The organism is Alcaligenes sp. GW821-FHT11D07 (genome assembly GCF_058808495.1).
This window is the reverse complement of record NZ_JBXART010000003.1, coordinates 591,483-604,968: the sequence shown is the minus strand read 5'-3', so window position 1 is coordinate 604,968 and position 13,486 is coordinate 591,483. Positions and strand designations below refer to the sequence as shown.

The 13,486-nt window shown below is 56.7% G+C and carries 19 protein-coding genes; all 19 read right to left on the bottom strand.

Annotated elements, in window-relative coordinates:
• Positions 1–4 precede the first annotated feature (4 nt).
• The 19 genes from tatA to AC1RSM_RS15665 all read right to left on the bottom strand — a co-directional run bounded on the left by tatA (position 5) and on the right by AC1RSM_RS15665 (position 13,425).
• Positions 5–238, bottom strand: a complete 234-nt coding sequence (tatA, locus tag AC1RSM_RS15755) for a Sec-independent protein translocase subunit TatA (RefSeq protein WP_492933493.1) — start codon at positions 236–238, stop codon at positions 5–7.
• A 12-nt stretch (positions 239–250) separates the two neighbouring features.
• The gene (locus AC1RSM_RS15750; RefSeq protein WP_492933492.1) at positions 251–619 is read right to left on the bottom strand and encodes a histidine triad nucleotide-binding protein; all 369 of its coding nucleotides are present in this window, start codon (positions 617–619) and stop codon (positions 251–253) included.
• A gap of 83 nt (positions 620–702) precedes the next feature.
• The gene (locus tag AC1RSM_RS15745; RefSeq protein ID WP_492933491.1) at positions 703–1,056 is read right to left on the bottom strand and encodes a phosphoribosyl-ATP diphosphatase; all 354 of its coding nucleotides are present in this window, start codon (positions 1,054–1,056) and stop codon (positions 703–705) included.
• The gene (hisI, locus tag AC1RSM_RS15740) at positions 1,053–1,457 is read right to left on the bottom strand and encodes a phosphoribosyl-AMP cyclohydrolase (RefSeq protein WP_492933490.1); all 405 of its coding nucleotides are present in this window, start codon (positions 1,455–1,457) and stop codon (positions 1,053–1,055) included. The genes AC1RSM_RS15745 and hisI overlap by 4 nt, the downstream gene beginning before the upstream one ends.
• A complete protein-coding gene (gene hisF, locus AC1RSM_RS15735; RefSeq protein WP_492933489.1) occupies positions 1,457–2,248 on the bottom strand; it encodes an imidazole glycerol phosphate synthase subunit HisF in 792 nt (263 codons plus the stop codon). The genes hisI and hisF overlap by 1 nt, the downstream gene beginning before the upstream one ends.
• Complete coding sequence (gene hisA / locus AC1RSM_RS15730; protein WP_492933488.1) at positions 2,245–2,985, bottom strand: 1-(5-phosphoribosyl)-5-[(5-phosphoribosylamino)methylideneamino]imidazole-4-carboxamide isomerase; 741 nt, start codon at positions 2,983–2,985, stop codon at positions 2,245–2,247. The genes hisF and hisA overlap by 4 nt, the downstream gene beginning before the upstream one ends.
• Before the next feature lie 76 nt (positions 2,986–3,061).
• Entirely contained in the window at positions 3,062–3,712 is a 651-nt protein-coding gene (gene hisH, locus AC1RSM_RS15725) for an imidazole glycerol phosphate synthase subunit HisH (RefSeq protein ID WP_492933486.1), read from the bottom strand.
• A gap of 20 nt (positions 3,713–3,732) precedes the next feature.
• On the bottom strand, positions 3,733–4,320 hold the full coding sequence (gene hisB, locus AC1RSM_RS15720; RefSeq protein WP_492933485.1) for an imidazoleglycerol-phosphate dehydratase HisB: 588 nt from the start codon (positions 4,318–4,320) through the stop codon (positions 3,733–3,735).
• Between the two features lie 25 nt (positions 4,321–4,345).
• Complete coding sequence (hisD, locus tag AC1RSM_RS15715) at positions 4,346–5,650, bottom strand: histidinol dehydrogenase (protein ID WP_492933484.1); 1,305 nt, start codon at positions 5,648–5,650, stop codon at positions 4,346–4,348.
• A gap of 126 nt (positions 5,651–5,776) precedes the next feature.
• Positions 5,777–6,451, bottom strand: coding sequence for an ATP phosphoribosyltransferase (hisG, locus tag AC1RSM_RS15710; RefSeq protein ID WP_189392723.1), 675 nt, complete (start codon positions 6,449–6,451; stop codon positions 5,777–5,779).
• On the bottom strand, positions 6,451–7,710 hold the full coding sequence (gene murA, locus AC1RSM_RS15705; RefSeq protein ID WP_492933483.1) for a UDP-N-acetylglucosamine 1-carboxyvinyltransferase: 1,260 nt from the start codon (positions 7,708–7,710) through the stop codon (positions 6,451–6,453). Before murA ends, hisG begins: the two co-directional genes overlap by 1 nt.
• Positions 7,703–7,951, bottom strand: coding sequence for a BolA family protein (locus tag AC1RSM_RS15700; RefSeq protein WP_153231292.1), 249 nt, complete (start codon positions 7,949–7,951; stop codon positions 7,703–7,705). Before AC1RSM_RS15700 ends, murA begins: the two co-directional genes overlap by 8 nt.
• A 4-nt stretch (positions 7,952–7,955) precedes the next feature.
• On the bottom strand, positions 7,956–8,714 hold the full coding sequence (locus AC1RSM_RS15695; protein WP_492933703.1) for an ABC transporter permease: 759 nt from the start codon (positions 8,712–8,714) through the stop codon (positions 7,956–7,958).
• Between the two features lie 95 nt (positions 8,715–8,809).
• Positions 8,810–9,601 (bottom strand): ABC transporter ATP-binding protein, encoded by a 792-nt coding sequence (locus AC1RSM_RS15690; protein ID WP_492933482.1) that lies wholly within the window; start codon positions 9,599–9,601, stop codon positions 8,810–8,812.
• 187 nt (positions 9,602–9,788) lie between these two features.
• Complete coding sequence (locus tag AC1RSM_RS15685; RefSeq protein ID WP_492933481.1) at positions 9,789–10,460, bottom strand: MlaC/ttg2D family ABC transporter substrate-binding protein; 672 nt, start codon at positions 10,458–10,460, stop codon at positions 9,789–9,791.
• Between the two features lie 38 nt (positions 10,461–10,498).
• Positions 10,499–11,281, bottom strand: coding sequence for an MlaA family lipoprotein (locus AC1RSM_RS15680; protein ID WP_492933480.1), 783 nt, complete (start codon positions 11,279–11,281; stop codon positions 10,499–10,501).
• Between the two features lie 39 nt (positions 11,282–11,320).
• Positions 11,321–11,797 carry an outer membrane lipid asymmetry maintenance protein MlaD gene (gene mlaD / locus AC1RSM_RS15675; protein WP_492933479.1) on the bottom strand — a complete coding sequence of 159 codons (477 nt, stop codon included), beginning with the start codon at positions 11,795–11,797 and terminating at the stop codon, positions 11,321–11,323.
• A 21-nt stretch (positions 11,798–11,818) separates the two neighbouring features.
• On the bottom strand, positions 11,819–12,604 hold the full coding sequence (gene mlaE, locus AC1RSM_RS15670; RefSeq protein ID WP_492933477.1) for a lipid asymmetry maintenance ABC transporter permease subunit MlaE: 786 nt from the start codon (positions 12,602–12,604) through the stop codon (positions 11,819–11,821).
• Entirely contained in the window at positions 12,601–13,425 is an 825-nt protein-coding gene (locus AC1RSM_RS15665) for an ABC transporter ATP-binding protein (RefSeq protein ID WP_492933476.1), read from the bottom strand. The genes mlaE and AC1RSM_RS15665 overlap by 4 nt, the downstream gene beginning before the upstream one ends.
• Between the last annotated feature and the right edge of the window lie 61 nt (positions 13,426–13,486).

Genomic DNA, 13,486 nt, shown 5'->3' with positions numbered 1-13,486 from the left:
GGGATCAGCTGCGATCGGATTTTTCCTTGGCCTGCACGTCGATCGTTTGAGGATCGGCAGCGCGCTGGCTGACGGAATCAGGTGTTTTTTCCTCTTCACCGACGTCTTTCATGCCTTCTTTAAAGCCTTTGACGGCGCCGCCCAGATCCGAGCCGATGTTACGCAGTTTCTTGGTGCCGAAAACCAGGGCAACGATGACCAAAACGATCAGCCAGTGCCAGATGCTAAAGCTACCCATAATGTATCTCCCTTAAGCAGCCATGGCTGCGCGTTGTTGCCAAGGGCGCTCGCCGCCCAAGATGTGCATGTGTAAATGGTTGATTTCCTGTCCGCCATCCAAACCATTGTTGATGACAATACGGAAACCGCCTTCGGGGCCGGGGCGACAACCAGCCTTAGCGGCCAAGGAAGGTACCAAAGCCATCATTTTACCCAACCATTCGCTATCCTGGCCCGAGACGTCCTGCAAAGAGACGACGTGTTTCTTGGGGATTACCAGGACATGAATAGGTGCGGCTGGGTTGATGTCGTGAAAAGCCAGAAAGTCCTCGTCTTCGTAGAGCTTTTTGGACGGGATCTGATCGGCAGCAATTTTACAAAACAGACAGTTCTCGCTCATAGCAACCTCGGTAGCGAAGCACCCGCCATGCGAGTGCCAAAATTCTAGGTATCAAGACAGTGTAGCGCGACTAGATGACAGGATTACACTTGATCCTTAGGCCGCGAAGCTTTTTCTTCCAGGCCTGATGTGCCTTCGCGGCGCAGCAATTCTGTCAGTACATCCCGGGGCTCCAGACCGTAGTAGGTCAGGGCGATCAGGCTGTGAAACCACAAGTCGGCTGTCTCGTAGACAATGCGTTCGCGCTCTTGGTCTTTGGCGGCCATCACCAGCTCGGTGGCCTCTTCGCCAATCTTTTTCAGAAAGGCATCTGGCCCCTTGGCCAGCAGCTTGGCAGCGTATGACGAAGAAGGGTCACCGCCTTGGGCAGGCAAGCGGGACTTCAGGGTGCGGCCAAGGTGGTCGAGGATTGTCTCGACGGTAGGTTGATCGCTCATTTGTAGATATGCTCCGGGTCTTTCAGGACGGGGTCAACACTGACCCACTGTGCCTCGTCGCTTTGGCCTTGCAGCTGGCGGAAAAAGCAGCTTTCACGCCCTGTATGGCAGGCGATCTGGCCGATCTGCTCCACGCTGAGCAAAATGACGTCCCCGTCACAATCCAGGCGCAAGTCGCTGACGTGCTGTACATGGCCGGATTCCTCGCCCTTGCGCCACAGGCGCTGGCGAGAACGCGACCAGTACACGGCGCGGCCGGTGCTGACGGTCTCTTGCAATGATTCCTGGTTCATCCAGGCAACCATCAGGATTTTGCCACTGGCCTGATCCTGCGCAATGGCAGGAATCAGCCCTTGTTCATCAAAACGGATTTCAGCCAGCCAGGCCGGTAAGTCAGCCATTAGCGTCGCACCTGAATACCTTGCGCGGCCATGAAGTCCTTGGCCTCTGCAATAGTGTGTTGACCATAGTGGAAGATGCTGGCGGCCAGCACGGCACTTGCACCACCCTTGATCACGCCATCAGCCAGATCCTGTAATCCGCCCACGCCGCCCGAAGCGATCACGGGAACGGATACGGCTTCCGAGACAGCACGGGTCAATTCCAGATCAAAGCCGGATTTGGTGCCGTCGCGGTCCATGCTGGTCAACAGCAGTTCGCCGGCACCGTATTCCGCCATGCGAGCAGCCCACTCAACCACATCCAGACCGGTTGCGCGGCGACCGCCGTGGGTAAACACTTCCCAGCGAGGTGCTTCGTTTTCGGCGCTGACGCGGCGTGCGTCAATGGCCACGACCATGCACTGTTTGCCATGGTGGTCACTGGCAGCCCGCACCAGATCCGGGTTGCTGATGGCCGCGCTATTAATGGACACTTTATCGGCACCGGCATTGAGCAGGCGCTGAATGTCAGCCACTTCACGCACACCGCCACCCACCGTCAGGGGGATAAAAATCTGGCTGGCCACCTGTTCGATGATGGGCAAAATCAGATCACGGTTGTCCGAGGTGGCCGTAATGTCCAGAAAGGTCAGTTCGTCAGCGCCCTGGTCGTTGTACTTGCGGGCGATCTCTACCGGGTCTCCGGCATCGACCAGATCCACAAAGTTCACGCCCTTGACTACGCGTCCAGCGGTAACGTCCAGGCAGGGGATGATGCGGCAGGCTAACTCGTTTACGACGTCCTGGCTCATGCCTGGTACTCGTCTGCGAAGGTTTGAGCCTCTGCAAAGTCCAGGGTGCCTTCGTAAATGCTACGACCCAAAATGACGCCTTCAACGCCTTCGTGCTCGACAGCACACAGCTCTTCGATGTCTTTCAGGTTGGTGACACCGCCCGAGGCAATAACGGGGATCTTCACGTGCTGGGACAGCTTGACCGTGGCTTCAATATTGACGCCACTTAGCATGCCGTCGCGGCCAATGTCGGTGTAGATGATGGATTCGCAGCCGTAGTCTTCAAACTTCTTGGCCAGATCCAGTACATCGTGGCGGGTCAGCTTGCTCCAGCCGTCGGTCGCAATTTTGCCGTCACGTGCGTCCAGGCCAACAATGATGCTGCCAGGAAAGGCGCTGCAGGCATCTTGCAAAAAGCCGGGGCTTTTTACCGCAGCCGTGCCAATGATGACGTAGCTCATACCGGCGTCCAGATAGCGCTCGATGGTATCCAGGTCACGGATACCGCCGCCGATCTGCACGGGAATTTCGTTGTCGATTGCAGCAATAATGGATTTGATGGCTTCGCTGTTTTTGGGCTTGCCCGCGAAGGCGCCGTTCAAATCCACCAGATGCAGGCGGCGAGCCCCTTGTTCCAGCCACTGTGTTGCTATTTTGGCCGGATCATCCGAGAAAATAGTGGCGTCGTCCAGGTCACCCTGGCGAAGGCGCACACAACGCCCGTCTTTAAGGTCGATGGCGGGAATCAAAAGCATGGTCTTTAGCCGTAAAAAACGTAAGAAATACTGGATCGGAAAAAGTCGGAAAACGCTAGGGAGGCTTTTCGAAAAATCATGGCTTCCAGTTGGCGAAATTCCGGAACAGTTGCAGGCCGTTGTCTGCACTTTTCTCAGGATGGCACTGTAACGCGAAAATATTAGCGTTTGCTATCGCTGAGGTAAAGCGTTGGCCATAGTGCGTCGAACCACAAGTTTGATCTATATGCTGTGGATCGACAAAGTAGCTATGAACAAAATAAAAGAAAGAGCCGTCTTCAATACCAGACCATAAAGGATGAGCCTGGGTTTGGTGTACCCGATTCCAGCCAATATGGGGCACTTTCAGCCCGAGTCCCCCAGCCGATTGCTCGCTGGTTTTGTAGTTGGGACCTTCAAAGCGTCGAACCTGGCCGGGTATCAAACCTAGACAGGGTACATCGCCTTCCTGGCTGGAATCAAAAAGCATTTGCTCGCCCACGCAAATTCCCAACAGGGGTTTGGTGCCGGCGGCAGTCATCAAGGCGTCGCGCAAACCGGATTGGTTCAGGTGGGCCATGCAATCGGGCATGGCTCCCTGACCAGGTAAGACTACCCGGTCCGCATCCAGAATGGCTTGGGGAGTTTGAGCAAGAACGATGCGCGCACTGGGAGCGGCGGCATGGAGTGCTCGGGCAACCGAGAAGATGTTGCCCGAACCGTAATCGACAATAGCGATAGTGGTCACGATGTGTGTCCGAAGGACGTTTACAGAACCCCTTTGGTCGAAGGCACCACGCCTTCACTACGTGGGTCCAGCTCCAGAGCCATACGCAATGCTCGGCCAAAGGCTTTGAACACGGTTTCGCACTGGTGATGTGCGTTTTCGCCGCGCAGGTTATCGATGTGCATAGAAACCAGGGCGTGATTCACAAAACCCTGGAAAAACTCGCGTGCCAAGTCTACATCGAACTGGCCGATTCGTGCGCGGGTAAAGGGCACAAAATAAAACAGGCCGGGGCGGCCGGAGAAGTCGATCACAACGCGTGACAGGGCTTCGTCCAGCGGTACGTAAGAATGACCGTAACGGCGCAGACCGGCTTTGCTGCCGACGGCCTTGGCGAAAGCCTGGCCCAGAGCAATGCCGATGTCCTCGACGGTATGGTGATCGTCGATGTGAGTATCGCCCTCACAGTGCACGTCCAGGTCAATCAGACCATGGCGGGCAATCTGGTCCAGCATGTGGTCCAGAAAAGGCACGCCGCTGTTGAGCGAGTGGCGGCCAGTGCCGTCCAGGTTAACAGCCACGCGGATGCGGGTTTCATTGGTATTGCGGGTAATCTCGGCGGTACGCATATCAGAGCCGGCGGCAAGGCCGGTATCAGGATTGGTTCAATCGGAATTGCGCGCTGGCAGCGTGGGCGTACAGCCCCTCGCCTAGAGCCAGCGTAGCGGCTATGGGTCCCAGTGTCTGGGCGCCTGATTCTGAAACCTGAATAATGCTGCTGCGTTTCTGGAAATCGTAGACGCCCAAGGGTGACGAGAAACGCGCTGTGCGTGCCGTCGGCAGGACATGGTTAGGCCCGGCACAGTAATCGCCTAGCGATTCAGAACTGTAGGGGCCTAGAAAAATGGCGCCAGCATGGCGAATTTTGCTCAACAATTCCTGGGCGTTCTGGGTAGAGACTTCCAGGTGTTCCGGCGCGATATGGTTGCTGATCCGACAGGCCTCGTCCAGATCACGGACGTGGATCAAGGCACCCCGGCCAGACAGGCTGCGACGGATGATGTCCGCGCGTGGCATGGTGGGCAGCAGGCGTTCGATGGCCGCTTCGACCTGATCCAGGAAGTCCGCGTCAGGGCACAACAAGATGGCCTGGGCCAGCTCGTCGTGTTCGGCCTGAGAGAACAAGTCCATGGCAACCCAGTCTGCTGGCGCACTGCCATCACTGATGATCAGGATTTCGGAAGGCCCGGCAATCATGTCGATGCCAACCACGCCGAAAACACGGCGCTTGGCAGCGGCTACATAAGCGTTACCGGGGCCCACGATCTTGTCCACCGCAGGGATGGTGTCGGTGCCGTAGGCCAACGCGCCTACTGCTTGTGCGCCACCAATGGTGAACACACGGTCAACACCGCCCAGGGCAGCAGCAGCCAAAACGATAGGGTTGCGCACGCCATCGGGTGTAGGCGTGACCATGATCAGTTCAGAAACACCGGCCACTTTCGCGGGGACGGCATTCATCAGAACGGAGGAGGGGTAAGCGGCCTTGCCACCGGGAACATACAGTCCCACACGGTCCAAGGGAGTGACTTTCTGGCCCAGCACCGTGCCGTCGGCTTCTGTGTAAGTCCAAGTTTCGGTGCGCTGATGTTCGTGATAGCGGCGCACACGCTCGGCAGCTTGTTCCAGTGCCTTGCGTTGATCCGCAGGCAGGCTGTCCAGCGCGGTGAACAGCTCTTCTTTTGGAATTTCCAAAGCGCTGGCTTGCTCGACACTGAGACGGTCAAAGCGTTGGGTGTAATCCAGTAAGGCGGCATCTCCCTCATGCTGGATACGATGCAGTATTTCAGCACAGGCGTGCTCGATGGACTCGTCCTCGGACGCTTCGTAAGCCAGTAGAGTGCGCAGTTCGGCATCGAACTGGGCAGATTGGGAGTTCAGGCGATGGATCAGTGACATGACGCTATAGGAAAAAGCTAAGGTTCAAGGGCCAGTGTATAACATTTCGCTTAGGCAAAAGGCGGTCTGCGCCTTTTGCCCGGACACGATCAACAGCGATGTTCCCTCTTCAGGCAAAGGAGGGTGTTACTCGTCCACCGAAGCGCGCGAAAAGGCGTCGATCAGGGGCTGCAACTGGGCACCACGGTTTTTCATGGCCGCCTGATTGACGATCAGTCGCGAGGAAATGGGCGAAATATCTTCCACTTCCACCAGTTTGTTGGCACGCAGGGTGCCGCCGCTGGAAACCAGGTCGACAATGGCGTCGGCCAGACCCACCAGAGGTGCCAATTCCATAGAGCCGTACAGCTTGATCAAGTCCACGTACACACCCTTGCTGGCGAAGTGTTCGCGAGCAGCACGGGTGTATTTTGTGGCGATGCGCAGACGCGAACCCTGTTTGACGGCCGAATGGTAGTCAAACCCTTCAGCTACCGCCACGCACAGACGGCAGCGAGCGATGTTCAAGTCTACGGGCTGGTACAGACCGCCTGGGTGCTGTTCCATGTGCTCGTACAAGACGTCTTTACCGGCAATCCCGATATGCGCCGCACCGTACTGCACATAGGTTGGCACGTCCGTGGCGCGCACAATAATCAGGCGCAGGTCCGGACTATTGGTGGGCAGGATCAATTTGCGAGACGTTTCGGGGCTTTCCAGCACCTTGATGCCTGCCTCTTCCAGTAAAGGCAGGGTTTCGTCAAAAATCCGGCCTTTGGATAAGGCCAGGGTCAAAGGTTGATTTAAACCGGCGGGACTCATTAGGTTTCCTTGCTGCTGATTCGCTCGATGTTTGCGCCTACGGCTTGGAGCTTGGCTTCCATACGGTCGTAGCCACGGTCCAGATGGTAGATGCGTTCGACGGTGGTGTCACCCCGAGCGGCCAGGCCGGCAATGACCAAACTGGCCGAAGCGCGCAAGTCAGTTGCCATGACGGTGGCGCCAGTCAGGTAAGGTGCGCCGGTAATGACGGCCATATGGCCTTCGATATCGATTTGCGCGCCCAGGCGGTTCAGTTCCTGCACGTGCATGTAGCGGTTTTCAAAGATGGTCTCCACTACAGAGGCGGTGCCGTCGGCAATGGTGTTCAGCGCCATCAATTGGGCCTGCATGTCCGTTGGAAAGCCGGGGTACTCGCTGGTACGGAAGCTGACAGCCTTGGGGCGTTCGTTCATGGTGGCCTTGATCCAGTCAGGGCCGGTTTCGATCTGCAGGCCAGCTTCGCGCAGCTTGTCCAAAGTAGCGCCCATGGCGTCGGCATCGGTGTTGCGCAGGGTCAGTTCGCCACCCGCTGCGGCAACGGCACACAAAAAGGTGCCGGCTTCGATACGGTCTGGGCAAATGCGATGCGTGGCACCGTGCAGGCGTTCTACGCCGTCAATCACGATACGGTCTGTACCGTGGCCCTGAATATGGGCACCCATTTTGATCAGCAGTTCTGCCAGATCAATGATTTCGGGCTCGCGAGCGGCATTTTCCAAAATGGTCTGGCCGTCGGCCAGCACAGCAGCCATCATCAGGTTTTCGGTACCGGTGACAGTCACCATATCGGTGCGTACGACGGCACCGCGCAAGCGCTTGGCACGTGCATTCACAAAACCGTGCTCGACATGGATTTCAGCCCCCATGGCGGCCAGACCTTTGATGTGCTGGTCAACCGGGCGCTGACCAATGGCGCAGCCACCGGGCAGACTGACGCGGGCTTCACCAAAGCGAGCCAGCAAGGGGCCCAGCACCAGAATCGAAGCGCGCATGGTTTTCACCAGTTCGTAAGGCGCTTCCAGATTCGTGATGTTGGCAGCATTCAAGGCCAGCGTGCCATTGCGCTCCTGTGTGACACCCAACTGCCCCAGCAGCTTGAGTGTGGTGTCGATGTCGCGCAAACGCGGGACATTTTCCAGGTATACGGTGTCGGCAGTCAGCAGACTGGCGCACAGAATTGGCAGGGCGGCGTTTTTGGCGCCAGAGACGGTGATCTCGCCATTCAGGCGCTCTCCGCCCGTAATGCGTAATTTATCCATTCGGATTGGCCTTGTATTCGTCGGGGGTAAGCGTGCGCATGGACAGGGCGTGGATTTCAGCCTTCATCCGGTCGCCTAAGGCCTTGTAAACCAGTTGGTGACGGGCAATCAGGCGCTTGCCTTCAAAGGCAGCGCTGACGATCAGGGCTTCAAAGTGCGAGCCATCGCCTTGCACTTGCAAGTGTTCACAGGGCAGGTTGTCGGCAATGTATTGGTGAACTTGTTCGGGGGTCGGCAACATGAAATCAATTCCGTAATTTATAGCCTGAGGCAAGCAGGCGTAGCGAAATCAGACACAGCGCCACAAAGACGCTGGCGACAACGGTTAGGCTGAACCAGGGAGAAATATCCGAGGCGGCAAAAAAACCGTAGCGGAATCCGTCGATGGTATAGAGCAGCGGATTCCAGTGTGAAACAGATTGCCAGAAAGGCGGCAAGCTATGAATGGAATAGAACACACCTGAAAGGAAGGTCGCAGGCATGATCAAAAAGTTCTGGAACGCGGCTAATTGGTCAAATTTTTCAGACCATAGGCCGGCGATCAGGCCCAAAGTGCCCATGATGCCGCAAGACATGACGGCAAAGACCAATACCCATAAAGGCTTGGCAACGGGCAGGGAGACAAAGAAAAGGGACACCAGCCAGACACAGATGCCGACACTGACGCCACGAGCAATCGCGGCCAGCAAATAGGCGGCGAAGATTTCGCGGTGCGACAGGGGAGGCAACAGGATAAAGACCAGATTACCGGTAATGCGGCTTTGGATCAAAGAAGATGAAGGGTTCGCAAAGGCATTTTGCAACATGCTCATCATCATCAAGCCGGGAATCAGGAAGGCGGTATACGGCACGGAGTCATACACCGTGACGCGGCCTTCCAGTACATGGGCAAAGATCAGCAAGTACATCAGCGCTGTCAGCACGGGGGCGGCAATGGTCTGAAAACCCACTTTCCAGAAGCGCATCAGCTCCTTGCGCAGCAAGGTCGGAAAGCCCGAACCCATTTTGGGCTGCGGTGGCAGGCTCAAGGTGCCAATTTTTGGGGAGGGTGCGTCCGTGTTCTGGGGCACTCCCCAGTGTTTGGGCGAATTAGTTTGGCTCACAGTGCAACCCCCATTTTTCCTTCGTTGTGCATGATGCGCACAAATGCATCTTCCAGATCGTGTCCGCCGGCCCGCTCCATAATGGCTTGCGTGGTATCCAGGGCTACAACCTTGCCGCTCTTGAGCATGGCCAGTCGACCACAGAGCGCCTGGGCTTCTTCCAGGTAGTGTGTGGTCAGCAAGATGGTATGGCCCTGTTGGTTCAGGCGGATGATGAACTCCCACAGCGTGCGGCGCAGGTCCACGTCCACACCGGCGGTTGGTTCGTCCAGAATAATGACCGGTGGGCGATGCACCAGGGCCTGGGCGACCAGCACGCGGCGTTTCATCCCCCCGGACAAAGCCCGCATATTGACGTCGGCCTTATCTGTAAGGGCCAGATTGGCCAGAATTTCGTCGATCCAGTCGTCGTTATTTTTCAGGCCAAAGTAGCCTGATTGCAGACGCAGGGTTTCACGCACGGTAAAAAAGGGATCGTAAACAATCTCTTGTGGCACCACGCCCAGCGATTGGCGGGCCTTCTGATATTGGGTGCGCACATCGTAGCCACAGACGCTGACTTGCCCGCTGCTTGGGCGAGTCAGGCCCGCCAGCATGGAGATCAAGGTGGTTTTGCCAGCGCCGTTAGGCCCCAGCAAACCGAAAAATTCGCCGTGCTCGATGGTCAGGCTGACCTGATCAACGGCTAAAAAGCCGGCATCGGCGCGGGGTGGTGAAAACAGGCTTTTGAGTCCCCGGCTTTGGGGAGCGAAGCGTTTGCTGACGTTATCTAGTTCGAAGGCGGACATGGCAATTTCAGTTGGCCTGACGCAGCGGGGGCAGCGAGGATCGTCGCCGAGGCGTCTTTGTTAACTAAACAGGCCTACGCGCGGGCGTAGACCTGTTTGGGTGGTGGTCAGGCTCTTTATTATAGAGTACGACTCTGGTCTGCTTAGTTGAACCAGACCGAAGGCACCGTGTTTGCCACGGCCTGGCTTAGCTGTTTTGCTTGTTCAGGGCCTGGATCAAGCTATCGATACCGCCTTGCTCGATTTGTTGAGAGAACTGGTTACGGTAGTTCTGGATCAACCAGATGCCTTCCACGTTCAGGTCGTAGATCTTCCAGCCATCTGGCGTTTTTTCCAAACGGTAATCCACACCGACCGGGCTGCCGTTCGATTGGGTCAGGGAAGAGCGCACCACGACGTCGTCGGCATTGGCATCGCCACGGAAGGGCAGGATGGTCAGTGCTGTTTTGCTATCTACGCGAGACAGGGCACCGCTGTAGGTGCGAACCAGTGTGCCTTTGAAGGCTTCGACCAGCTTTTTACGCTGATCGTCGTTGGCTTGACGCCAGTAACGGCCAGCAGCCAGACGGGTCGTCTTTTCCAGATTCACGTAAGGCAGGATGTGTTCATTGACGGCGGCCATGATGGCAGCGCGATCACCTTTGCGGATGGATTCGCTTTCTTTGACAACTTCCAGTGCTTTATTACCCACAGCTTCTACAAAAGCATTGGGTGCCGCTTTAGAGTCAGCGGTTTGGGCCTGTGCGGCGAACGAGTGCAAGCACAAAGCCAAGACCGCACAGACGGTCAGAATCCAGGAAATCAGGCGAGAGGGAGAGGACTGCAAAGCAGTCCCGCCCAAGGCGGGACGGGAAATCATAAAAAACTCCAGATGAGTGTTCTGCGGGCAGGGCGTTTTTATTCGTCTGCGTCCGAGTAATCAGGCAAGTCCTGGCTGGTATCGCCACCGGTACGGCGGACCTGAACCAACGCATGGCGTCGTTGCAGGTAAGCGTCGCGTATGAAGCTGTAGCGGTCAAGGGCGATGTCGTTAACAAGTTTTTCTGTATCGAGCACGCTGGCACGGGCATCCAGTGCCCACATACCCATAATGCTGTTACGTACAGGTACGTCCTTGATGGCCATGATGGGGCCAGTAGCCGAGAAGCCTTCCAAGAAGCTGGTGCCACGAGCCAGGCCGTCGCGTACGGTGCTGGGGCCAAAGAAGGGCAGCATTACGTAAGGACCGGAGCTGATGCCCCACACACCCAACGTGACCCCGAAGTCATTGGGGATACGTTGCGAGCCGTTCATCGTGGCAACGTCGATACAGCCGCCCAGGCCCATGGTGGAATTAAACAGGACACGGCCCAGGGTGTTGAAAAAGTCGACATGCTCGCCTTGCAGGAAGCTGTTGACGGCCGACCAGGCATCACCCAGGTTGTTGAAAATATTGCTGATACAAGTGCGCGCCGGTTTGGGCGTCAAGGCCGTGTAGCCTTCGGCAATGGGTTTGATTACGGCGCCATCTACCGCTTCGTTAAAAGCGTAGATACCACGGTTCATCCCTTCCCAAGGGTCTTGCGGGTTGGGGTTGGGCACACTGGCGCAACCGGCCACGAGCAAGGCACTGGCACCGATCAGGCTCAAACGGACTCCACGAGGCAGGGAGTAAGAGCGGCGAGTTGTTGTTGTAGTCATGGTTGTGTCGTCTGTAAGGAGCGTAGGGCGGCGGGGGTATTACTCCGATTTGGAGCTGCCATCCTTGGAGGCCGTGTTGTAGAGGAACTTGCTGATCAGCTCTTCCAGCACGACGGCGCTTTGGGTATAGGTAATGGTGCTACCGCTTTGCAAGTCTTTATCGTCGCCACCTGCGGTCAGTCCAATGTACTGTTCGCCAAGAAGTCCGGATGTCAGGATAGAGGCCGAAGTATCAGCCGGGAACTTGTAGTGTTCGTCCATATCCAGGGTGACCACGGCTTTGAACTCGGTATTGTCAAAGGCAATCGAGCCCACACGGCCAACCACTACACCGCTGGCCTTGATAGGTGCGCGGGGTTTCAAACCGCCCAAATTATCGAACTTGGCCGATATCTGGTACGTTTTGGCAAAGGAAAAAGAGCTGAGGTTACCCGCGCGCAGCGCCAGGAACGCCAGTGCAATCAGTCCCAGCAGGACAAACAGGCCAACCCAGAAATCGGTTTTCTCGCGATTCATGACTGAGTAATTCCTAAATAGTTAACTGAACATAAGGGCGGTGAGCAGGAAGTCCGTGCCCAGTACCGCCAGTGCGCCGCTGACGACGGTACGCGTCGTAGCGCGAGAAACGCCTTCAGGGGTAGGTTTGGCGTGCCAGCCCATATACAGGGCGATCAAAGTGACGATCAGGCCAAACACCACACTTTTGATGACACCGTTGAGCACATCATCAATGACATCGACCCCATTTTGCATCTGCGACCAAAAGGCGCCAGCGTCAATGCCGATCATTTGCACGCCCACGATATAGCCACCCAAAATACCGACCATGGAAAAGACCGCGGCTAAGATGGGCATGGCAATAATGCCGCCCCAGAAACGGGGGACCAGCAGGCGGCGCAAGGGATCGACAGCCATCACTTCCATGGCGGCAATCTGTTCGCCCGCTTTCATCAAGCCGATTTCTGCCGTCAGCGAGGTGCCAGCCCGGCCTGCAAACAACAGGGCCGTGACAACAGGACCAAGCTCTCGCACCAGTGACAGAGCAACCAGCAGGCCCAAGGCCTCTTCAGAGCCGTAGCGGTTTAGCGTGTAATAACCTTGCAAACCCAGCACAAAGCCGACAAACAAGCCCGATACCGCAATAATCAGCAGCGAATAGTTGCCGATAAAGTGAATTTGCTGGGAAACCAGACGAGGGCGACGCCAGAGCAAAGACGAGCGCGCCAGCAGGGCCACAAACAGGCGGCTGAAAGCGCCCAGTCCGTAGATGCTATTGCGTATCGCTGCACCCAGCGCGCCAATCGGGGCGGTAATGAAACTCATGAGCGCGTTGTCCGATTGTGAAGCCAGGCTTCAAAAGCCGGGGTGACGGGGTAGTTGAAGGCGATGGGGCCGTCCGGTTCACCACGCAGGAACTGCTGCACATACGGGTCCGTAGAGTCGCGCAGTTCTTTTGGGGCACCTTGGGTCAGCAAACGCCCCTGGCCAACAATATAGACTTGGTCAGCGATGCCAAAGGATTCGGCCACATCGTGTGTAATCAGTACAGAAGCGCAATTCAGACGGTCCGTCAGGTCGCGGATAAGCTGCGCAGTAATGCCCATGGAAATGGGGTCCAGCCCGGCAAAGGGCTCATCGTACAAAATCAATTCCGGTTCCAGCACAATGGCGCGAGCCAGGGCCACCCGGCGGGCCATGCCGCCTGAAATCTCGTTGATGCCCAGATGTGCAGCAGCACGTAGCCCCACGGCATCAAGCTTGTCCAGCACGCGCTCCTGGATCTCGGATTCGGATGAGCGACTGAGTTCCCGCAGGGGAAAGGCCACATTCTCAAAGACGTTCAGATCGGTAAATAAGGCACCTTGCTGAAACAGCACCCCCATGCGTTGACGGGTCTGGCGCAGCTCTTCGTGGCTGAGTTTGGCCAAGTCCTGACCAAAAACCGTAACAGTACCTTTCTGCGCTCGTATTTGGCCTGTCGCGGCACGCAGAAGTGTTGTTTTTCCGGAACCTGACCCCCCCATCATGGCGACTACCTGACCCTTATAGACGGACATGGAGACGTCCGCGAGCACGGTGAAGGCACCATAGCCCAGCGAAGCAGAATCCAGATTTAGTACGGCTTGGTCAGTATTTACAGCCATGTCGCGGGCAAAGTGGGATAAAAGGACCTGCTATTGTACCGCTTGCGCGTCTGGCGGCTCA